A 21,652-nucleotide genomic window follows, 5' to 3' on the forward strand; every position below is an offset into this window, starting at 1 on the left:
ACGGACATATTGTGACTTTGGTTTTCTGTAAAAATAGCATAAAAAAAGCTGTTTTAAAAAACAGCTTTCAATTTTTACGATACTTTACGTAATTTAACGATAAATGGTATTATGTTCGTAGCGAAATACGATCTCGCCTGAGATAATTAAATTTAGAAATTCGGACTTAAATCGTATTTTTTATAGAATTTATCTAATACATCTACAACTTCATCTTCAGTGTCAACGATTTTAAATAAATTCAAATCTTCTGGACTTACTGTGTGCATTTTTTCAACCAAAACGGTTTTAACCCAGTCAATCAATCCAGACCAGAATTCAACTCCTACCAAAATAATTGGGAATTTTCCAATTTTCTTAGTCTGAATCAAAGTAATCGCTTCAAACATTTCATCTAAAGTTCCAAAACCACCCGGCATCACTACAAAACCTTGCGAATATTTCACGAACATTACTTTTCTAACAAAGAAATAATCGAAATTCAAGTTTTTATCGTGATCAATATACGGGTTAAAATGCTGCTCAAACGGAAGTTCGATATTCAAACCAACAGAAGTTCCACCACCCAAATGTGCACCTTTATTTCCAGCTTCCATAATTCCGGGACCACCCCCTGTAATCACACCGTAACCTGCTTTACTGATTTTGTAAGCGATTTTTTCAGCTAATTTATAATACTTATCATCTGGTTTTGTTCTTGCAGATCCAAAAATAGAAACGCAAGGACCAATACGTCCCATTGCTTCATAACCATTTACAAACTCAGACATAATTTTAAAAATTGCCCAGCTGTCATTGGTTCTAATTTCATTCCACGTTTTTTGTTTCAAACGGTCCTGAATTACTTTATCTTCATCATTATCAAAATCTTCTAATCTCATTTTAGGTATTTTAATTTATTATTATGTTTTATGTAATCGGAAGAAGGAGCTAGTTCCTGCTGTCCGCTATATTCCCGATAAACAAAAACTACAGCTAAAGAGCCTTGTTTTTCTAAATCGGGAGATGCCGCTCCCATCAGGGCTAGGGCACTTGGCTTCAAATAAACAATTGGTTTAATTGAAAGATCTTTCTTTAAAAACTTTGAATTTTTCAGAAAAAGCGGACACTAAATTAACGCTTTTTTCTAGAAATCTGTTATTATTAGATTGTAAAAGTAAAGGAATTAGACTTTTTTGTATATGTGTGTTGAATACCAGTTGCTTGTGAAGTAAGAAAAATATTTTTTTTAATAATAATTTATCTTTCGAGTTCTTTTAGAATGCGTAGATCCATTTCTAATGATTGTAATTGTAATCCAATTATCATTCATGTCGTATTCATAATCGTATTCTAAAACATCAGAATCTTTATCGTTGTTACTGTCAGATTTTATTATTTCAGAAATGACATTATTATTCTCATCGTATTTATAATTAAGAATTACTCCTTCTTTAGATAATTCAACAATGTTATTTTTTACATCGAATTCAAAGGCATAAGTATCCGTGACTTTATATTGAGCAGAATTAACCGATTTCATTCTGTTAAAGTCGTCATATTTTATAGTGATTGAATTTTCTATTTTATTTGAAAAAGAAATATCAATTTTTGAAATTTCTCCTTTCTCATTTAGATGGTAAACTTTTTTCTGATGATTGGAATTGAATATTGTTGAATCTTTTTTTAATTCTTGAATGGTATGATTCTTGACTCCAAGATTATATATTTTTTCAGTAATCTCATTATCACTATATTCATAAAGAGATAAAGACCCAGAAATGAATGTTGCATTTTCTCTGATGTCATATTGATATTTTTTTACTAATTTATTCTTGTCTATGTATTGATAATCTTCAATATGTCTTTCGATAATATTTTGTTTTTGATCATAATTGGTAAGTGATTTTTTTATGATATTATTGTTGTAATCGTAGAAAATACTATCTGTAGAAGATAATTTATCCGCAATATTGGTTCCAATAGCGTACGCTTGTCTTGTAATAATTTTGTTGGAGTAATTGAAAGTTATTTTTTTATGGTCATAAAAATTCTCAATCTTTTGTATTTTACCATCAACTGTAAACTCTACGAAATACATTTTGGCTTTATCATTATTGTAATAATAACTAACATCTTTAATAGGTTTGTTTTTGTTGAAAAAAAAGTCTTCTAAATTAATTTCAAAGTAATATTCATTATAAACCTGATAATTTGGTGTTGGATTAATGCTAAATCTATTTTTTACGCTTCGATAAGTATCTTTAGGAAAGTTAAAAGTTTCTATTTGTTGACTAAATATAGCATGATTTACCAATAACAAAAGGAAAATGATTTTCTTCATATATTTAAAATATTACTCTAACTCTTTTTTCAAAAACTTAGCTGTATAACTCTTTTTATTCTGAGCTACTTCTTCTGGTGTTCCTTTAGCAACCAATTGTCCGCCACCTTTTCCACCTTCAGGACCAATATCAATAATATAATCGGCAAGTTTTATAACATCCATATTGTGCTCGATAACGAGAATTGTATTTCCTTTGTCAACCAATTTATTGATTACTTCCATTAAAACACGAATGTCCTCAAAGTGCAAACCAGTAGTCGGTTCGTCGAGAATATAAAATGTATTTCCAGTATCTTTTTTAGATAATTCTCCAGCCAGTTTAATACGTTGCGCTTCACCACCTGAAAGGGTTGTACTTTGTTGTCCAAGCGTAATATAACCTAAACCAACATCTTGAATCGTTTTGATTTTTCTGTAAATCTTCGGAATATTTTCAAAAAATGGAACTGCTTCATCAACCGTCATATCCAAAACATCAGAAATTGATTTTCCTTTGTATCTAATTTCTAAAGTTTCTCTATTGAAACGTTTTCCTTGACAAGTTTCGCATTCTACATAAACGTCTGGTAAAAAGTTCATTTCGATTGTTCTTACACCAGAACCTTCGCAAGTTTCGCAACGTCCGCCTTTTACGTTAAAACTGAAACGACCCGCTTTATAACCACGAATCATACTTTCAGAAGTCATAGTAAATAGATTTCTAATTTCGGTGAAAACCTCTGTATATGTCGCTGGATTTGAACGTGGTGTTCTACCAATCGGACTTTGGTCAATATCAATTACCTTGTCAATATGTTCTAAACCTTCAATCTTTTTATAAGGCTGTGGTTTTTTTACGCCATTAAAATAATACGCATTTAAAATTGGATAAAGCGTTTCATTAATCAAAGTCGATTTACCGCTTCCTGAAACTCCTGTAACACAGGTTAATTGCCCTAATGGAACTTCAATCGAAACATTTTTAAGATTATTTCCTGTTGCTCCTGTCAGTTTCAAGAATTTACCATTTCCTTTTCTTCTTTTCTTCGGAATATCAAATTTCATTTTACCATTCAAATATTGAGCGGTAATGGTATTTGAAGCCAATGTTTCTTTTGGAGTTCCAATACTAATGATTTCTCCTCCGTATTTTCCAGCTTTTGGTCCAATATCAATTACATAATCTGCAGTTTCGATCATGTCTTTATCGTGTTCAACTACAATTACAGAGTTTCCAATATCGCGTAATTGTTCCAGAGACTGAATCAATTTTTCATTATCTCTTTGGTGCAAACCAATACTTGGTTCGTCCAAAATATATAAAACACCAACCAATTGCGAACCAATTTGAGTTGCCAGACGAATTCGCTGTGCTTCACCACCAGAAAGTGATTTTGAACTTCGGCTTAAAGCCAAATAATTCAAACCAACATTCATCAAAAAGTTCAATCGGTCTTTAATTTCTTTTACAACTTCAGAAGCAATTAAAAGCTGTTTATCTGTTAAATGGCTATTTAAATCATGAAACCACGCTGTTAAATCAGAAATATCCATATCACACAATTCGGTGATATTTTTTTCATTTACTCTAAAAAATAAAGCTTCTTTTTTAAGACGAGAACCATCGCAAACAGGACAGTTAATTTCGTCCATAAAATCTTTTGCCCAACGTTTTATGCTAGTTGTAGCGCTTTCGTCATATTGATTTTTGATGAAATTAGAAATTCCTTCAAAATCGATTTTATATTCTCTTGTAACGCCAAGGTCTTTAGAATTAATCGAAAATTTATCTTTTCCGCCATACAAAATCATTTGCATCGCTTCTTCAGGAATTTTCTCAATTGGATCTGTAATTTTAAATCCGAATTTTTCTCCTATGGTTTCCAATTGTTTGAAAATCCATGAAGATTTGTATTCGCCAAGCGGAGCAAAACCACCAGCTTTTATAGATAATTTCGGATTTGGAATAATCTTCTTAACATTGATTTCGTGTACCGTTCCCAATCCGTTGCAATGTGGACAAGCTCCTTTTGGAGAGTTGAACGAAAATAAATTTGGTTCTGGATTCTGATATGATATTCCTGTTGAAGGACACATTAAATTTCTACTGAAATAACGCACTTCATTAGAATCTTGATCTAAAATCATTAAGACATCTTCACCGTGATGCATCGCGGTATTGATGCTTTCAGATAATCTTTTTTGTGTATCTGGATTATCTTCAATTACCATTCTATCTACAACAATTTCAATATCGTGGGTTTTATAACGATCTAATTTCATTCCAGAAACCAAATCCTGAACTTCTCCGTTTACACGAACTTTCAAAAATCCTTGTTTGGTAATTTGTTGGAAAAGTTCGGCATAATGACCTTTTCTGGCTTTAATAACTGGAGCAAGAATATTGATTCGTTTTCCATTGTAATCCTGAATAATCAAATCTTTAATCTGTTCATCAGAATAAGAAACCATTTTTTCTCCAGTGTTATAACTGTATGCATCAGCGCCACGCGCGTATAAAAGTCTTAGGAAATCGTAAATTTCTGTAATAGTTCCAACCGTCGAACGAGGACTTTTGCTGGTCGTTTTTTGTTCAATTGCAATAACTGGAGAAAGTCCGTCGATTTTATCAACATCCGGACGTTCTAATCCGCCAAGGAATTGTCTGGCATAAGCCGAAAAAGTTTCTACATAACGACGCTGTCCTTCAGCATAAATCGTATCAAATGCCAAAGATGATTTTCCCGAACCTGATAAACCAGTAATTACAACTAGTTTTTCACGCGGAATAGAGATATCGATATTTTTTAGATTATGAACTCTTGCACCAAGAACTTCAATAGTATTGTCTTTATCTAACATAATTTTGAGCAAAACGCAAAGTTACCACTTTGATTTGTTCTTTTAGTGCTCGATAGCAAAAGTTTATGTTATAAATAGTAACAATAAACGCTAGTTTAAACTAGCGCTTTCTTTTTCGGGTTGCCATATAGTTTTCAATAGCTTCTCTTGTAGTGTACCAATTTCGGCCTTCTTTGTAAGCGTCAATTTTTCCTGTTCTAGCCAGTAAACTGACATATTCTTGACCATAAGGTGTATCAGGTTCACTAACAATATTTTGTATAGATTGATAATCATAAGTGCTTCCAGGCATTGCTCCTAGATAAATATTGAGTGTTCTTTCGAGCGCCTGGCACATTAAAAGTGTTAGTTTCTGGTAATTACCGTTATTCGCCTGATTGAGTGCTTCGTAATATTTTTTTCTGTCATTTTTAAGAATAATGGCTGGCGGAAAACCACATCGCATCAATAATAAATTCATGCTTAAACGAACCGTGCGCCCATTTCCATCAAAAAAAGGATGAATCCAGACCAGTTTATGATGATAGATTGTTGCTAGTTCAATATCGTTTAAACCTAACGGATTTGTATTGATAAACTCTATTAATTCGTCTAAATAATCAGAGACTTTATTGGCATTTGGAGGCATAAAATTTGCTCCTGAAATTCGAACTCCTCCATTACGAATTCTGCCTGCAAAATCTTCTTCTATAGAACGCATTACCAAACCATGAATAGATAAAATATCTATACTTCTTAGCTTATAATTTTCATCTACAATAGAGTAGAGGTAGTCAATAGCTTTATCATGATTATGGGTTTCAAAATGTTCACGAAGCGATTTGCCTTTAATGGTAATTCCTTCTTGAATAACCATTTGAGTTTCTCTTAGGCTTAGCGTATTTCCTTCAATACTATTGGAATTATAAGTCCATTCTAAGGAAAGACTTTCTCGGATTTTGTTCAAGGCGATATTGGGCAATGGTCTGCTGTCTTGCAGTTCTTGCCTTTTTTGATACAATCGATCAAAGGTTGATTGAAATTCTTCTCGGTATGTTAGGTCAATATTAAACATAATCCTACAAAGATACTTCTTAATATCGGATAAATAAAATTTTTAACGTATCCGATATTAAAGTTATTCAATAGTCATAGAACGCAGTTTTGTTCTATAAGCTTCTAGCGCTATTGATTTGGAAATAAAGCCATGATATTTTCCATCTCTTAAAACAGGAAGAAAAGCAGATTTCGAGTTTTCAAATTTCTTCATCACAATTTCCATGCTGTCAAGAGAAGAAATTGTTGCTGTTGGCGCTTTCATTACATCTTTTATCTGTGTGTATTTTACGCGGTAAGCATTGAAAATAATTTCTCTAATATCATTAAAATGTACAACCCCGACTAAATCTTTATCGTTATTTACAACAGCAAAAACAACTTGATTGGAATGCGAAATAAGATCAACCAGTTTGCTTAAATTTTCTTCAGGATGAACAGTTAAATAATCGCATTGAATAATGCTGTCAATATCTAAAGTTGATAAAATATTAGAATCTTTATTGCTAGTAAATGCATGTCCTTTTTTGGCTAATCCTTTTACGTCCAGCGAATATTTTTCATAGCGTTTAGAAATCGCAAAACTGATTGAAGAAACAATCATAAGCGGAATCATTAATCCGTAACCTCCAGTAATTTCAGCAATTAAGAATATAGCTGTCAATGGAGCATGAAATAAACCGCTCAAAATTCCAGCCATTCCAACCATCGTAAAATTGGTAATTGGAAGCTTTGATAAACCGATTAAAGTAATAAATTTAGAAAAGAAATAGCCTAAATACGATCCTAAGAATAGAGAAGGAGCAAAGTTTCCTCCGTTACCACCACTTCCGATAGTCAATCCCGAAGCAAAAACTTTCATCATCATTGTTGCACCAACAAAAAGCAGTAAAACCCATTGGCTGTTTCTAAAATCAGCAAACAAAGTATTGTCTAGCAATTTTCCAGGATCTGTTTCTGCAAGTGTTCTAATGCTTTCGTAACCTTCACCAAACAATGTTGGGAAAATAAATATTAATAATGCTAAAAGTGACGAACCTATTAAAGCTTTTCTGTATGGATTAATTTGCTGTTTCGCAAAATAATGTTCAACTCTCTGAAAATTTCTCGAATAATAAATCGCAACCAAGCCAGTAAGAACTCCTAAAATTACATAGAAAGGAATATTATGAAAATTAAAAGTTTCTTGCTGTTTAAAACTCAAAAGAATGCTTTCATCTAAAACAATAGCAGAAACCAAAGCACCTGTTGCAGCAGAAATCATAATAGGAGTAAAGGCAGAAATACTGACATCTACCAATAAAACTTCAATTGCAAAAAGAACTCCTGCAATGGGAGCGTTAAACGCAGCCGCAATTCCCGCAGCAACACCGCAGCCAATTAATAAAGTTCTGTCTTTATATTGCAGTTTGTAATTTTGAGCAAAATTAGAACCAAATGCAGCTCCAGTTATCACGATCGGACTCTCTAAACCGGCAGATCCTCCTAAACCAACGGTTAACGAACTTGTAATAATCTGCGCATACATTTGCTTTTTCGGAATAATACTTGCTTTTTTTGCAACGGCATAAAGTATTTGTGAAGTTCCTTTTTGAATGGTTCCGTTGAGTACTTTTTTTACAACAAATACCGTTAATAAGATACCAATAATTGGAAGAATACTATTAATGAAACTCAACTTTAGAATTCCGTTGATGTATGTCGCAAAGGAGAAAACGCTGTGCGCGAATGTTTTAAGGATAATTACTGCCAGCGAGCAAGATATTCCAATTAAAACGCTTGATAAAAAAAGAAACTGCTTTGGAGTCATTAATGATTGAGCCAAGGCAATTATGCTTTCTAGTCTTCTGAAATATTTTTTTAGCATTCCGTTTTAAAATTATCTGACTTACAAAATTAGGTTATAATCTTAGATAAAAAAAATAAAAACCGAAAACGATTAGAACCCAACAGCGGTATCATCTCCTCGAAAATCGGCACCTCCTTCTAATTTTTTATCTGGTAAAACCAAAATGGCATCTACTTTTCCAATAATTGGAGTTGGTTTTTCATTAATTAAATAGCTTTTCGCTTTTAGCTGATCAATTGTTTTGGTTTCGAAAGTGTTTGGTTCAAATGTAATTAAATCGGGTAGCCATTGATGATGAAAACGAGGTGCATTTACAGCTTCCTGCATACTTAAATTGTATTCGTAAACATTTAAGATCGTCTGTAAAACCGAAGTTATAATCGTTGATCCGCCTGGAGTTCCAACAACCATAAATAATTTGCCATCTTTCTCCACAATAGTTGGTGTCATCGAACTCAGCATTCGTTTTTGTGGAGCAATGCTGTTGGCTTCATTTCCAACCAAACCAAACATATTTGGAGAACCTGGTTTAGCGCTGAAATCGTCCATTTCGTTATTCAAAAAGAAACCTAATTCGTCGCAATAATATTTAGAACCATAACCATCATTTAAAGTTGTAGTTGCCGCAATTGCATTTCCGAATTGATCTACAATAGAATAATGAGTCGTTTCAGTGCTTTCTGCATAATTTACTTTTCCTTCTTTTATTTCTGAAGAAAGAGTTGCTTTTTCAGGATTAAAACTTGCCATTCGGTTTCGTAAATAATCTTCTGTTAATAATTCTTTTATCGGAATTTTGACAAAATCTGGATCACCCAAAAAGAAACTTCTGTCTGCGTAAGCTCTTCTTTCAGCCTCAACAATAACTTGAATTGCTTCGGGTGAATTATGTCCCATTTTTGCTAAATCGTATGGGTCAAGCATTTTTAAAATCTGCGCTAAACAAATTCCGCCACTGCTTGGAGGAGACATCGAAGTAATTTTTAAACCTTTATATGTAAATTGAAGCGGTTTTCTCCATTTTGCTTCATATTTAGCTAAATCTTGCATAGTGATAATACCACCTTTTTTCTGAAGATAATCAACTAAGATTTTTGCAGTTTCACCTTTGTAAAATTCGTTTCTTCCTTTTTTCTGAATTCTTCTTAAAGTTTTGGCAAGAGCAGGATATTTGATCGTATCATTTTCTTTAAAATTTCCAGATAAAAGCGAATTTTCACCGTTTATTTTTACAATGCTTTCATGGTAATCTTTTAAACTTTTTTCTTGTTTTTTTGTTACAACAACACCTCTTTCAGCTAAAGCGATAACGGGTTCCAAAATTTTAGAAATAGGCATAGTTCCGTATTTTTTATGTACAGCAAAAACGCCCGCAATAGTTCCAGGAACACCAATAGCGAGAGCAGTTTCAGTGCTTTTTCCTTTTATAACATTTCCATTGCTGTCCAAAAACATATCTTTTGTAGCAGCTAATGGCGCTTTTTCGCGATAATCCAAAGAACCAACTTCGCCATTTGCTTTTCTATAAACCATAAATCCGCCACCGCCAATATTTCCCGCAAAAGGAAAAGCAACTGCAAGAGCTAATTCGGTTCCAACCATTGCATCAAAAGCATTTCCGCCTTTTTTCATAATGTCAGATCCAATTTTTGAAGCTTCTTCTCGGGCAGAAACTACCATTGCTTTTGTAACAACTAAACCAGTCGGATTGGTTTGCTGCGCTTGAGAGATATTTATATAGAGAAGTGCTATTAAAAGCGTAATTTTTTTCATAAGCAAATAGATTTAATTGAAAACAAAACAGTTAAAGAGAAAGTAATTTTTCTTTGGCGTGTATTTTTATGTCTTCAAAGAATGAAGTAAATTCTTCTTCAAATTCGTCGTAAAATTCATTCAACTCTTCAATTGCGAATTGCATTTGAGAAATATTTTTAGACCTTCGATCCATTTGAGTCAGAATTTGATGAATTCCTTCTTTTGTACGATAACTCAAAAGCCAGTTTCTTTCGATCATATAAGGCATTAAACCTTGAGTTTTTTCAGTTAGAATATCGTAATTATCATGAAGCGAATTGTAAAATCGGCTTATAAAACTTTCTAATTTTTCATCTGAATAATTGGTCCAGTTTTTTGCCAAAAAATGATCATACACAATGTCTACAATAACTCCGGCGTAATGATGGTATCTTTCGTGTAAACGTTTTGTACTGGTTCTAAAAATATCGTGAGAATCGGTATAAGTGTCAATAAATCGATGCAGCAAAATTCCTTTTTGTACATCTTTAGGAAAATGTTCAAATTGTTTTCCGCGAATTCCATCTGCCATAAAATTCCCGATTTTTATTAAATCATTTTCTCCAGAAAGGTATATATGGGCTAAGAAATTCATTTTTTTTACTATTTCTAAGATACTTAACAGATAAGTTTCTAAGTTATTTTAGTAAATGTATAAAAACTTTTTTAAATCATTTTGTTATAAAAATAGCGAGTTGCAAGTAGTTTCTTATAGGTTAAAATTAAAATCTTGGAAACATAGCACCTTAGGAACTCAGTAACTTTTTTATATTTGTAAAAAAATAACCCTAACTCACAAAAATGACTCTAATAAAATCTATTTCTGGAATCCGCGGAACGATCGGAGGAAAAGTAGGAGATAATCTAACTCCTGTTGATGCAGTAAAGTTTGCATCGGCTTATGGAACTTTCTTAAAAAATAATATTGCTAAAGATAAATTGACTGTTGTAATTGGCCGTGATGCAAGAATTTCAGGACCAATGATTCATAATTTAGTTGTGAATACTTTAATTGGTTTAGGAATCGATGTTATTGATCTTGGACTTTCTACAACGCCAACTGTAGAAGTGGCAGTTCCTTTGGAAAAAGCTGATGGAGGAATTATCTTAACGGCATCTCACAATCCAAAACAATGGAACGCTTTAAAATTATTAAATGCAAAAGGCGAATTTTTAAGCGGTGCAGACGGAGCTAAAATTCTTGAAATTGCTGAGGCTGAAGCTTTCGATTTTTCTGATGTTGATAGTTTAGGCGAAATTATTTCGAATGATGCTTACATGGATATTCATATCGACGAAGTTTTAAACTTACCTTTAGTGGATATCGAAGCGGTTAAAGAAGCTAAATTTAAAGTGGTTGTTGACGGTGTAAATTCATCAGGAGGAATTATTATTCCTAAACTTCTAAAATTAATGGGAGTTGAAGTGGTAGAATTGTACTGTGAACCAAACGGACATTTTCCTCATAACCCAGAACCTTTAAAAGAACATTTAACTGATATTTCTGAGCTTGTTGTAAAGGAAAAAGCTGATTTTGGTATTGTTGTAGATCCAGATGTGGATCGTTTGGCTTTTATTAGCGAAGACGGAGAAATGTTTGGTGAAGAATATACTTTGGTTGCTTGCGCAGATTATGTTTTGAGCAAAACTCCAGGAAATACAGTTTCTAATATGTCATCTTCTCGTGCTTTAAGAGATGTGACTAAAGCGCACGGCGGAAGCTACGAAGCAAGTGCTGTAGGAGAGGTGAATGTGGTAGAATTAATGAAGAAAAATAATGCCATTATTGGTGGTGAAGGAAATGGTGGAATTATCTATCCTGAATTGCACTACGGGAGAGACAGTTTGGTAGGAGTTGCTTTGTTTTTAACGCATTTAGCGAATAAAAAAATGCCAGTTTCTGCTTTGAGAGCTTCTTACCCAGAATATTATATGAGTAAAAATAAAATTGAATTAACACCTCAAATTGATGTTGATGCGATTTTGGCTCAAATGACCGAGAAATATAAAAACGAAGATATTTCAACAATTGACGGTGTAAAAATTGATTTTGCTACAGAATGGGTTCATTTAAGAAAATCAAACACAGAACCAATTATTCGTATTTATACTGAAGCACCTTCTCAAGATGCGGCTGATAAATTAGCTCTTCGAATTATTGATGAAATTAAAGTGATTGCTGGAATTTAAGATTTCTGTTTTGAAAATAAAAAAGCCTCTTTTGAAATTTTCGAAAGAGGCTTTTTCTGTAAAAAAATCATTCCATAGGAATGTCTCATCGGTAGAAAAAAAAATGATGTTGTTTGCATTTGTGTCCCGTAGGGACACCTGATTTTGCGAAAGGAATTCATCTGAGATTAATCAGACGTTCCTACGGAATGAATTAGTTTTTAATGATTTTAATCGATTTTTTAATATTTCCGTATGACGCATTTACAATATAAACTCCTTTTGCCAATTTTTCTCCAATCTTAATATCTTCATTTGTTGAATAATCTGAAGAAGAAAAACAAACATCGCCTTTCATGTCAATTATTTTGATAGTTAAAGGTTCTGTTGTGCTTGATTTAATATGTAAAGTTGATTGTGTTTTTACAGGATTTGGATAAATCGTAAAACTCTCTTTTTCTAAATCATTATCTTTAACGCCTAGATTAGCAACAGCTATATCGATAAAATTAAAATTGAAATCATTTGATTTGAATTTGATTTTCAGATAAACTTCTCCTTTTGGCAATGCAACTCCATTTACTACTTTATCAGCAAAAGTTTGCCAGTCTCCAGTTGGCGGAAAAGTTTCGTCTGCTTTTACCACAACATCGTTTACTAGAATATCAAACTTTCCATCAAGAACAGGAGAAGCGACTCTAAAAGTTAGATTGTAAGTTCCTGCATCGGCAACATTCAGCATAAATTCGTTCCAATCTCCTTCATTAATGTAACAAACATTTTGCCCAGTGTTTGAGTCTGTTGTTGCTTGCAAACCAGTTCCTCTTCTTCTGTAATGTTTGTTTGCTGTAACACGACCCGGAACATTCATTTTTTTCGTGGTATAAGGAACATTAATATATTCTGTACCAATTGGCCTTAAAACACCGCTTGTAGGACTTAGTAATTGTCCTTCTAACATATCTGTCCAAGTTGGATTTACTCTGCCAGAAAACCAAGAATAACGAAAGATATCAGGATCGTTTTCATAATTGGTTACAATGTCTTTCATAAAAGCAGTTTTGTCCGCAGCACTTTGAATAACTCTATTTGCAAATTCAGTGATCCAAAGTGGTCTATTGAATTTTTTCAGAAGACTGGTGACACCAATCACAGAACCTGCAGTAGCATCATAAGTATGAAAAGCAATATAATCTACTTTACAAGTTGGACACAATTGAAAAAACTGGTTGTGCCAAACCACAGGATCTGAAATTCCGCCATAATTACTTGGCCCATTATATGCTGGTGAAGCACTTATGATTTCAAGATTTTTAGCAGCAGCAATTTTCTCAATATTTACCCAAGCATTTACAGCTTCCTGAGGTGTTAATCTTGCGCCGTCGTTAAAATTTGGTTCGTTAAATGCGAGAAGATATTTTGCTCCAGGTTTTATTTTATTGATAAAAGCTTGAACATCGACATCATTGACTTTTCCCCAAGCCATTGGGACAAATTCGACTCCTAATGATTCGTAATCAGCATTTACAGCCGCTTCAGGTTCTGGCGACCAATTGTACCACCAAGTAAGTCCAGGTTTTAATGCCAGAAGATCTGCTTTAGAATGACCTCCGTAAGCAATTCCTCGTTTTGGACTTTGAGCAGAAACAGTAAAAAACAGAAACAATAATGGAATTGTTAATAGTGAGTTTTTGATCATGGTTTATGATTTTTTGTTTTTTTTAGATAATTAGAGAACTTCAAATTTAAATTGTTTCCTTTTTTTATCCATTCAAAAAAATCTTTACAAAAACACATCAAATCTGCTATCGAAGGCTTGGAAATGCTTTTTTTGATCATTTTAAAGCAAAAAGTCCGAAAAACAGAAGTTGCTTTTCGGACTTTTTGTTGTATTATTTTAAAATTATTGAATACGATGTTTCCATCTTTTGTGTGTCCATAAATAAAATTCTGGAGCTTCAAGAATCTGTTTTTCTAATTCTTTAAGATACATTTCTGTAATTTCAAAATCTTCATAATCTTTTGGATTATCAGCAAGCGAAAGAAAAGTTGCTTCGTAATATCCTCTTTTTACTTTTTTAACTTTTACCATTATTACAGCTAAATCATATTTTTTAGACAGCATTTCGGCTCCAGTATGTACGGGAACTTCAATTCCCAGAAATTTCATTGAGTGAAAAATTCGATCTAATTTTGGAGATTGATCACTTGCTAAACCATAGAGACTTAAAACCCCATTACGTTGGTTTTGTGCCATTGTTGGAATTGCTTTTCTGGTTTCGATCATTTCTGTATTGTATTTAGAACGGATTTTTCGAACCAATTTATCAAAATAAGGATTCGCTAATTTTTTATAAACGGCAACACCCTGAAATCCAAGTTTAGGATTGATAGTTAAAAGCCATTCATAACTTGCATAATGCGAAGCCACAAGTATTACACTTTTGCCTTTTCTAGCATAGTCAAGCACAAGATCGATGTTGGTTACCTGGAATCTTCTTTCCATTTCTTCAGGAGACATACTCATTGTCTTGATCATTTCTAAAAACATATCGCACATATGTTTATAGAATTTCTTTTCGATATCTTTTCTTTCAGAATCACTTAAATGGGGTAATGTAAGTGCAAGATTTTCACGAACCACTTTTTTACGATATCCTATTACTCTGTAAACCAAGAGATATACAAAATCTGAGAATAAGTAAAATAAACGAAAAGGTAATATAGAGATAAGCCAAAGTATTGGATAGGCTAAAATATAAACAATAAATTGCATGTAATTTTTTTTACAAATATAAATGAAAAATGATTAAAGAGTGATATTTTGCTTTCTTGCTAACTTATCTTTAAGAATGATTATATTTACAATTCACAATAATTATTATTTATGAATATCATTTTAGCAGGTATTATCGTTGCAAACGCTGTTATTAGTTACAAAGGATTTAATGATCTTTCTTTTTTTAGAAAATATGAATTTCATGTAGGAAGTATTCGTTCTGGCGAGCAATTGCGAATGTTGTCTTCAGGATTTTTGCATGTAGACATGATGCATTTAATATTCAATATGCTGACACTCTACTTTTTTGCGCCAGTTGTTTTAGATTGGCTTGGAACGTTTTCTTTTGTTTTGGTTTATTTTGGAAGCTTGATTTTTGGAAGTCTTCTTACGATGTTATTTCATAAAAACGATTACAGTTATCGTGCAGTTGGCGCTTCTGGTGCTGTAACTGGAGTTTTGTATTCGGCGATTTTACTTGAACCGAATATGATGCTCGGAATATTTTTTGTAATTCCGATACCGGCTTATCTTTTTGGAATTTTGTATTTATTATATTCAATTTACGGAATGAAAGCTAAAAATGATAATATTGGACACACGGCGCACTTTGGAGGTGCTATAGGCGGTTATTTAATTACTTTAATAAAAATGCCTTCATTATTTGCAGACCATACAATGATGGTAATTCTGCTTGCAATCCCGATTGTTATACTTTTTGTAATGGCAAAATTGGGGAAATTGTAATGCTGGCATAACTTTTGAAAAGCTTTTATTAAATATTAAAATTTAACAAAAATGAAAAAACTAGTATTATTTTTAACAATCATGTTTATGACTATGTCTTACGGCCAAGAAATCAAACAAGTACCTCTAATTAATGTTAATGGAGAAGGAAAAGTAAAAGTAGCCCCTGATCAGGTTTGTATTTCAGCTTCTGTTGAAACAAAAGGGAATAATGCTAAAGACGTTAAAAAACAAAACGACGAAAAGATGGATGCTGTTTTGAAATTCATTAAAAAAATGAATATTCCAACAGCAGATTTTAAAACAAAACAAGTTGCTTTAAATCCGCAGTACGATTATGAGAAAAAGAAAACTTCTTATAACGCTACACAAACGGTAGAAATTGTAGTAAAAGATTTAGCTAAGTACGACGAGTTGATGGAAGGTCTTGTTCAGCAAGGAATTAACCGAATTGACAGAGTTTCTTTTGAATCATCTAAAATGGCTCAATACGAATCTGAAGCTAGAAAATTAGCTATGAAAGATGCTAAAACTAAAGCTGAAGAGTATGTGTCTGTATTAGGACAAAAAGTAGGTAAAGCTTTTACAATTTCTGATAATTCGCAAGTTTATCACCCTCAGCCAATGTACGCTGCGATGAGAATGAAAGAAGCAGATTCAATGGGAGCTTCAAACGAAACTCTTGCTATTGGTGAAATCGAAATTACAGCAAATGTTAGTGTAAGTTTTGTATTAGACTAGACGTTTATAAAATTCCAATACTAAAAATCCAAATTCCAAATTAACTGGGGTTTGGATTTTTTTATGTTGGATTTTTTATAATTTAAACAACTTTTATTGGCAACGTAAATTTAAAAACACTTCCTTTTCCTATTTCGCTTTCTACCCAAATTTCGCCTTCATGAATATTTACAAATTCTTTGCAAAGTAATAATCCGAGTCCGCTTCCGAGTTCGTTTTCTGTTCCTTTTTGAAGAACTTTTCCGTTGATTTTGAATAATTTTTCTTTTATATTTTCAGGAACTCCAATTCCGTTATCTGTAATGGAAATTTCTACTTCATGATTTATTTTTTGAAGCTTAATTTTAATTTCACCATTCTTGTCAGTAAATTTAATTGCATTACTTAGTAAATTACGTAAAATGGTGCTAATCATGTTTTGGTCTACTTCGGCTTCAATCAGATCAACAGATTCAAATCGTATTGTTATATTTTTATGTAAAGCGACATTTTTACTTAATTCAATATTTTCTTGTATCAAGGCATTTAGCAATAGTTTTTTAGGATTGAAAGCAATCATTCCCGTTTGAACTCGTGACCAATCCAACAGATTCTCCAATAATTTGTAGATGTTTTTATTTGAATCATGAAGCATTTCAGATATTTCCTTAATTTCTTCACGGCTGTATTGTTCTATATTTTCCAATAGAATTTCAGAAAGCGAAACAGATGATCCTAATGGTCCTCTTAAATCATGAGAAATAATTGAAAAGAACTGATTTTTATCGTTTAAAAGCTTTTTAATTTTATGATCCTGCTTTTCTTTTACTAAAAGCAAAAATCCTACGATTCCAATAAGAGTTAGAAGAAACAAACAAATGCTATACAAACTATCAAAAAGATCATTAGAAATAATAAGATTTTGCGGATACAGATATCTGTAGATTGTTCGTATGACGATTAAAATTTCAAATCCGATGTAACAGAGTACATAAAAGGTTTTAAAAAAGCTTTTTTCTTTCTCTGTAAAATAAGTAATTGTTGGGAGTAAATAAATAGCAAAAATTCCGATGCCGCCAATTATAACTCGAGTATTCATTGTGGCTTCAAAAAGAGTTCCAATATTAAAAATCAAGATGAAAACTGCGGTAATTGCAATTTGCAGCTGATAATGTTTTTTTGCATGTGCTTTAATAAGCGATAACATTGCTATCGTTTCAAAACAGCAGGCACAAAAAATTAAGGAATTGGAAATATTAATTGAAACAAAATCACTGATGATATTTCGAAAAAGAGCAAGCACCCAAGCAACCGTAAGAATCAATTTGCCTAAGCCAAACCATTTTAATGTTTTTCTATTATCGCTCGTCGCATAAGAAAAAGAAAAACTGAAAATAAGAATGCAGGTAAAAAAATTCCCCCACAAATAAAGCAGAAAAATAGTTTTTGGATCTACAGGTAGAAGTTCAAACATTTAGTGGCTTAAGCTTGATTAAAATTCGGATACACAAATATACAAATTAACGAAATAATCTGCGAAGTATTGTATTTAAAGGACTTGAGCAAGAAGATGGTTCTGTGGGGCTTGTATTAAAGGAAATGCTTTTTTTACATTTAAAGTCGGATTTTAGTCCAATGAATTTTCAGATAAATAATTCATGAATTGTGCTTTATATTGATCTGAAACTGTAATTCTTTGTTTGTTGATTACAATCTGGCTTCTTTCAATTACTTCAACATTTTTTAGTGCCACAATAAAAGAGCGGTGAACACGCATAAATTTATCTGCAGGTAATTCTTCTTCCATTGTTTTCAAACTCATTAAAGTGAGAATAGGATGCGGTTCATTTTTAACCCAAATTTTGATGTAATCTTTCAAACCTTCAATATATAAAATCGAATCCAGATTTATTTTCAGCTGTTTGTATTCTGATTTTACAAAGATGAATTCCATCTGATCGGTTTTTTCTTTTTTGGCATTTTTCACCATCGAAAACCATTCTCTCGCTTTATTGACAGCAGTAAAGAATTCTGTATAATCAAAAGGTTTTAATAAATAATCAATTGCTTCAGCTTTAAGGCCTTCTAAGGCATATTGATCAAAAGCCGTTGTAAAAATAATTCGTGTAGATTTCGGAATCAGTTTGGCAAGTTCTAAACCTGTTAAATCAGGCATTTGAATATCTAAAAAAATTAAATCAACACGTTCTTCATTTAGAAACTCCAAAGCTTCGATGGCGCTGTTGCACTTTTTTTGTAATTGCAAAAAAGGAGTCTTTGCCACATAACTTTCAACTAAATTCAAAGCCATTGGTTCATCATCAACAATCAGACAAGTTATTTTATCAGACATAGATTCGTTTATTAATTACAAAAATTAAGTTTCTAAAGTAAGGTTTACTATAAAAAAGCCATCTACAACAGCTGCATTAAATTCATGTTTATCAGGATACAATAATTTCAGCCTTTTTTTCATGTTTTGCAAGCCAATTCCCGAACCGCTTTTATCACTTTCGGTTTTAGGAAAATTATGATTTTTGATACTGAAATCAATTCGGTTTTCATCAATCGTCATCTTAAAGATAATTTCTGATTGCTGACTTGCCGATACGCCGTGTTTAAAAGCATTTTCGATTAAAGAAATAAATAAAAGCGGTACAACTTGCAGATCTGTTTTTAGAACAGGAAAGTCATATTCAATTTTGGTGTTTTCTGTAAATCGCAGTTTCATCAATTCAATATAATTTACGATAAACTGGATTTCACTTTTTAGGCTAACTTTTTCATCATTAGTCTGATACAATAAATATCGCATCAATTTGCTCAAACTATGAATGGTCTGTTTGGCTTGTTCGGGAGAAGTGTCTACCAAAGAATAAATGTTGTTTAAAGAATTAAAAAAGAAATGCGGCTGTAATTGATATTTTAAATGCTGCAGTTCTGATTCTAATTTGATAGTGACAGCTTCTTTGCGTTCGACTTCGGTTTTTATCCAGCGTTCTGTTGTTTTTACTGCAATAGAAAAAACGACAGGAACGCTAAATAATATAAAATCACTATAGATAAAAAGACTTCTTGAAGGTCTAAAGTCATCATTTTTATCATTATGCGGTACGTGAAAATCGAAGAAAATCTCTTTGATCGATTGGTTTGCCCAAATAAATAAAGTAATCAGTATTAGGTTTGCAATAACGAACCAAATTATTTTTTTTGAAAACAGAAAACGTTCAATAAGAACAAAATAGTTGCAATAAAATATGATAGAATACAAGAATAACGGAATCCAAGAAAAGAAAAGTACCGCTTTTATTGCTTGATTTTGACCTGATGATAACAAATAGGGCAGCATAAATAATACAAACCATATCATGATATGCAGAAACCCTATTATTAATTTATTCTGTTTAAAATTCATTAGTTTATCGTTTTATTCATAACGCAATGCGGTAATCGGATCTAAAGAAGCCGCTTTTTTAGCAGGATACCATCCAAAAAATATTCCTGTAATGGCACAAACTAAAAACGAAATTACAATAGAATAACTTGTTACAGCTGTTGGCCAATGGAGTACTTTTTCGATGAAAAGAGTTGTCCCTAATCCCAAAGATACACCAATTATTCCTCCAGTGACACTAATCATAATGGCTTCTATTAAAAATTGCATCAAGATATCGGTATCTTTTCCGCCAACAGCAAGACGCAATCCTATTTCTCTTGTTCTTTCTTTTACCGAAACATACATAATATTCATAATTCCAATTCCGCCCACTAATAATGAAATGCTGGCAATTGCAACTAATAAAATAGTAAGCATTTCGCTCGTTGAACTAAAAGTAGAAATCATTTCTTCCATGGAGAAAACATTAAAATCATCTTCTTTGTCTCCTGTAATTTTATGTCTTTCTCTTAAAATCTGCGAAACTTCGTCAACAGCTTGCTGTGATTTTTCTTCGCTTAAAGAAGAAGCCACAATAGATTCTAAATAATCTTGAGCTAGAATACGTTTTTGGACTGTAGTATAAGGAGATAAAATAACATCATCTTGATCTTGTCCAAAAGTACTTTCTCCCTTTTTCTCCAACACTCCAATTACTTTAAACGGAATACTATTGAAACGAATCATTTTACCAATTGGATTTTCATTCTGAAATAAATTTGTAGCTACAGTTTGTCCAATCACAGCTACTTTTGCAGCCGATTTTACTTCTTGATCTGTAAAAATACTTCCTGTTTTTACTTCCCAAACTTTGATTTTTAAGTATTCTTCAGTGATTCCGTAAATAGAAGTTGGCCAGTTGCGTGAGCCATAAATAGATTGTCCGCTTCCGTTTACCAACGGAGAAACTGCTGAAAGCATTTTGGTTTGTGTTTTCAGTGCTTCATAATCGCCTAAAGTTAAGGTTTGCATTGCGCTCGGATCTAAACGAACACCGCCACGCATATCGGCGCCAGGACGAACCGTAATCATATTAGAACCCATACTCGAAATTTTGGTTTTGATGCTTTCTTTAGAACCTTCACCAATAGCGAGCATTGCAATAACCGAAGCTACTCCAATAATGATTCCGAGCATTGTAAGCAGAGTTCGAACCTTGTTTAGAATAATGGCTCTCCATGCGATCTTAAATAAATTTAGAATTCTCATAATTATTCATCTTCTTTTCCCAGTGCAGCAAGTGCTTCTGCTGCAGAGTGAATATTAGTATTGGGACTATCTTTTATAATATGTCCGTCTTTTAGCACTATGGTGCGACTGCTGAATGTGGCAATATCCGGTTCGTGAGTTACAAAAACGATTGTTTTTCCTTGTTTGTTTAACTCCTGAAATAATGCCATAATTTCATAAGAAGTTCTGGTGTCAAGATTTCCCGTGGCTTCGTCGGCTAAAATCACAACAGGATTATTGACCAAAGAACGCGCAATTGCAACACGCTGCTGCTGACCACCCGAAAGCTGTGCTGGAGTATGATGCAGTCTATTGCTTAGATTTACCTTTTCGAGAGAGGCTAATGCTAATACATCCATTTCCTCTGAATCGTATTTTGTATTGTACATCAAAGGCAATTTTACATTCTCGATCGCTGTAGTTTTGGGCAGTAAATTGTAAGATTGAAAAATAAAGCCTATTTTCTCATTTCGAATTTTGGCCAATTCCTTTTTAGTCTGCTGTTTTACAGCCACATTATCAATATCATAAATTCCCGAAGTTGGCTGGTCCAAACAGCCTAAAATATTTAAAAGACTACTTTTTCCCGATCCGCTGGAACCCATGATAGTTACAAATTCACCTTCTTCTATAGTAAAAGAAACTCCTTTTAAAGCGTGAATGGTTTCTTCGCCCATTACAAACGAACGCTTTAGATCTTCTATTTTTATAATTGTTTTAGCCATT

General features: G+C 32.6%; 18 protein-coding genes. 3 read left to right on the forward strand and 15 right to left on the reverse strand.

Annotated elements, in window-relative coordinates; genetic code table 11:
• Window positions 1–152: 152 nt before the first annotated feature.
• The 8 genes from DM444_RS01950 to DM444_RS01980 all read right to left on the reverse strand — a co-directional run bounded on the left by DM444_RS01950 (window position 153) and on the right by DM444_RS01980 (window position 10,440).
• Window positions 153–881, reverse strand: coding sequence for an LOG family protein (locus DM444_RS01950; protein WP_111283468.1), 729 nt, complete (start codon window positions 879–881; stop codon window positions 153–155).
• The gene (locus DM444_RS23565; RefSeq protein WP_162614904.1) at window positions 878–1,042 is read right to left on the reverse strand and encodes a hypothetical protein; all 165 of its coding nucleotides are present in this window, start codon (window positions 1,040–1,042) and stop codon (window positions 878–880) included. The genes DM444_RS01950 and DM444_RS23565 overlap by 4 nt, the downstream gene beginning before the upstream one ends.
• A gap of 186 nt (window positions 1,043–1,228) precedes the next feature.
• A complete protein-coding gene (locus DM444_RS01955) occupies window positions 1,229–2,323 on the reverse strand; it encodes a hypothetical protein (RefSeq protein ID WP_111283469.1) in 1,095 nt (364 codons plus the stop codon).
• A 12-nt stretch (window positions 2,324–2,335) separates the two neighbouring features.
• Window positions 2,336–5,167, reverse strand: coding sequence for an excinuclease ABC subunit UvrA (gene uvrA, locus DM444_RS01960; protein ID WP_111283470.1), 2,832 nt, complete (start codon window positions 5,165–5,167; stop codon window positions 2,336–2,338).
• A gap of 100 nt (window positions 5,168–5,267) precedes the next feature.
• A complete protein-coding gene (locus DM444_RS01965; protein ID WP_111283471.1) occupies window positions 5,268–6,221 on the reverse strand; it encodes a Fic family protein in 954 nt (317 codons plus the stop codon).
• Window positions 6,222–6,284: 63 nt separating this feature from the next.
• Window positions 6,285–8,069 (reverse strand): chloride channel protein, encoded by a 1,785-nt coding sequence (locus DM444_RS01970; RefSeq protein WP_111283472.1) that lies wholly within the window; start codon window positions 8,067–8,069, stop codon window positions 6,285–6,287.
• Window positions 8,070–8,141: 72 nt separating this feature from the next.
• Window positions 8,142–9,824 (reverse strand): gamma-glutamyltransferase, encoded by a 1,683-nt coding sequence (ggt, locus tag DM444_RS01975; protein ID WP_111283473.1) that lies wholly within the window; start codon window positions 9,822–9,824, stop codon window positions 8,142–8,144.
• Between the two features lie 31 nt (window positions 9,825–9,855).
• Entirely contained in the window at window positions 9,856–10,440 is a 585-nt protein-coding gene (locus DM444_RS01980) for an acyl carrier protein phosphodiesterase (RefSeq protein ID WP_111283474.1), read from the reverse strand.
• 206 nt (window positions 10,441–10,646) lie between these two features.
• Between DM444_RS01980 and glmM the strand changes: the two genes are divergently transcribed.
• On the forward strand, window positions 10,647–12,035 hold the full coding sequence (gene glmM / locus DM444_RS01985) for a phosphoglucosamine mutase (RefSeq protein WP_111283475.1): 1,389 nt from the start codon (window positions 10,647–10,649) through the stop codon (window positions 12,033–12,035).
• 193 nt (window positions 12,036–12,228) lie between these two features.
• Here glmM and DM444_RS01990 read toward each other — a convergent pair whose 3' ends face one another.
• Both DM444_RS01990 and DM444_RS01995 read right to left on the reverse strand, forming a co-directional pair.
• Complete coding sequence (locus DM444_RS01990; RefSeq protein ID WP_111283476.1) at window positions 12,229–13,713, reverse strand: glycosyl hydrolase; 1,485 nt, start codon at window positions 13,711–13,713, stop codon at window positions 12,229–12,231.
• A gap of 204 nt (window positions 13,714–13,917) precedes the next feature.
• The gene (locus DM444_RS01995) at window positions 13,918–14,790 is read right to left on the reverse strand and encodes a lysophospholipid acyltransferase family protein (protein WP_111283477.1); all 873 of its coding nucleotides are present in this window, start codon (window positions 14,788–14,790) and stop codon (window positions 13,918–13,920) included.
• A gap of 111 nt (window positions 14,791–14,901) precedes the next feature.
• On the opposite strand from DM444_RS01995, the gene DM444_RS02000 reads away from it, so the two are divergent.
• Together DM444_RS02000 and DM444_RS02005 are read left to right on the forward strand one after the other, a co-directional pair.
• Window positions 14,902–15,540, forward strand: coding sequence for a rhomboid family intramembrane serine protease (locus DM444_RS02000; protein WP_111283478.1), 639 nt, complete (start codon window positions 14,902–14,904; stop codon window positions 15,538–15,540).
• 51 nt (window positions 15,541–15,591) lie between these two features.
• Window positions 15,592–16,281: an SIMPL domain-containing protein gene (locus DM444_RS02005; RefSeq protein ID WP_111283479.1), complete on the forward strand. Its 690-nt coding sequence runs from the start codon at window positions 15,592–15,594 to the stop codon at window positions 16,279–16,281.
• An 82-nt stretch (window positions 16,282–16,363) separates the two neighbouring features.
• Here DM444_RS02005 and DM444_RS02010 read toward each other — a convergent pair whose 3' ends face one another.
• From DM444_RS02010 to DM444_RS02030, 5 genes are all read right to left on the reverse strand, one after another.
• The gene (locus DM444_RS02010) at window positions 16,364–17,467 is read right to left on the reverse strand and encodes a sensor histidine kinase (RefSeq protein ID WP_162614905.1); all 1,104 of its coding nucleotides are present in this window, start codon (window positions 17,465–17,467) and stop codon (window positions 16,364–16,366) included.
• Between the two features lie 420 nt (window positions 17,468–17,887).
• Window positions 17,888–18,613: a LytR/AlgR family response regulator transcription factor gene (locus DM444_RS02015; RefSeq protein WP_111283481.1), complete on the reverse strand. Its 726-nt coding sequence runs from the start codon at window positions 18,611–18,613 to the stop codon at window positions 17,888–17,890.
• A 24-nt stretch (window positions 18,614–18,637) separates the two neighbouring features.
• On the reverse strand, window positions 18,638–19,675 hold the full coding sequence (locus DM444_RS02020; RefSeq protein WP_239455558.1) for a sensor histidine kinase: 1,038 nt from the start codon (window positions 19,673–19,675) through the stop codon (window positions 18,638–18,640).
• A gap of 12 nt (window positions 19,676–19,687) precedes the next feature.
• Window positions 19,688–20,905: an ABC transporter permease gene (locus DM444_RS02025; RefSeq protein WP_111283484.1), complete on the reverse strand. Its 1,218-nt coding sequence runs from the start codon at window positions 20,903–20,905 to the stop codon at window positions 19,688–19,690.
• Between the two features lie 2 nt (window positions 20,906–20,907).
• Window positions 20,908–21,651, reverse strand: coding sequence for an ABC transporter ATP-binding protein (locus tag DM444_RS02030; RefSeq protein ID WP_111283486.1), 744 nt, complete (start codon window positions 21,649–21,651; stop codon window positions 20,908–20,910).
• Window position 21,652 lies beyond the last annotated feature (1 nt).

This window comes from Flavobacterium ginsenosidimutans (assembly GCF_003254625.1).
Classification (GTDB): domain Bacteria; phylum Bacteroidota; class Bacteroidia; order Flavobacteriales; family Flavobacteriaceae; genus Flavobacterium; species Flavobacterium ginsenosidimutans.

What these genes read in the sequence shown, in the direction of transcription:
- DM444_RS01950 (WP_111283468.1), bottom strand. Translation starts at nt 881, where the DNA reads ATGAGATTAGAAGATTTTGATAATGATGAAGATAAAGTAATTCAGGAC.
- DM444_RS01955 (WP_111283469.1), bottom strand. Translation starts at nt 2,323, where the DNA reads ATGAAGAAAATCATTTTCCTTTTGTTATTGGTAAATCATGCTATATTT.
- uvrA (WP_111283470.1), bottom strand. Translation starts at nt 5,167, where the DNA reads ATGTTAGATAAAGACAATACTATTGAAGTTCTTGGTGCAAGAGTTCAT.
- DM444_RS01965 (WP_111283471.1), bottom strand. Translation starts at nt 6,221, where the DNA reads ATGTTTAATATTGACCTAACATACCGAGAAGAATTTCAATCAACCTTT.
- DM444_RS01970 (WP_111283472.1), bottom strand. Translation starts at nt 8,069, where the DNA reads ATGCTAAAAAAATATTTCAGAAGACTAGAAAGCATAATTGCCTTGGCT.
- ggt (WP_111283473.1), bottom strand. Translation starts at nt 9,824, where the DNA reads ATGAAAAAAATTACGCTTTTAATAGCACTTCTCTATATAAATATCTCT.
- DM444_RS01980 (WP_111283474.1), bottom strand. Translation starts at nt 10,440, where the DNA reads ATGAATTTCTTAGCCCATATATACCTTTCTGGAGAAAATGATTTAATA.
- glmM (WP_111283475.1), top strand. Translation starts at nt 10,647, where the DNA reads ATGACTCTAATAAAATCTATTTCTGGAATCCGCGGAACGATCGGAGGA.
- DM444_RS01990 (WP_111283476.1), bottom strand. Translation starts at nt 13,713, where the DNA reads ATGATCAAAAACTCACTATTAACAATTCCATTATTGTTTCTGTTTTTT.
- DM444_RS01995 (WP_111283477.1), bottom strand. Translation starts at nt 14,790, where the DNA reads ATGCAATTTATTGTTTATATTTTAGCCTATCCAATACTTTGGCTTATC.
- DM444_RS02000 (WP_111283478.1), top strand. Translation starts at nt 14,902, where the DNA reads ATGAATATCATTTTAGCAGGTATTATCGTTGCAAACGCTGTTATTAGT.
- DM444_RS02005 (WP_111283479.1), top strand. Translation starts at nt 15,592, where the DNA reads ATGAAAAAACTAGTATTATTTTTAACAATCATGTTTATGACTATGTCT.
- DM444_RS02010 (WP_162614905.1), bottom strand. Translation starts at nt 17,467, where the DNA reads ATGTTATCGCTTATTAAAGCACATGCAAAAAAACATTATCAGCTGCAA.
- DM444_RS02015 (WP_111283481.1), bottom strand. Translation starts at nt 18,613, where the DNA reads ATGTCTGATAAAATAACTTGTCTGATTGTTGATGATGAACCAATGGCT.
- DM444_RS02020 (WP_239455558.1), bottom strand. Translation starts at nt 19,675, where the DNA reads ATGAATTTTAAACAGAATAAATTAATAATAGGGTTTCTGCATATCATG.
- DM444_RS02025 (WP_111283484.1), bottom strand. Translation starts at nt 20,905, where the DNA reads ATGAGAATTCTAAATTTATTTAAGATCGCATGGAGAGCCATTATTCTA.
- DM444_RS02030 (WP_111283486.1), bottom strand. Translation starts at nt 21,651, where the DNA reads ATGGCTAAAACAATTATAAAAATAGAAGATCTAAAGCGTTCGTTTGTA.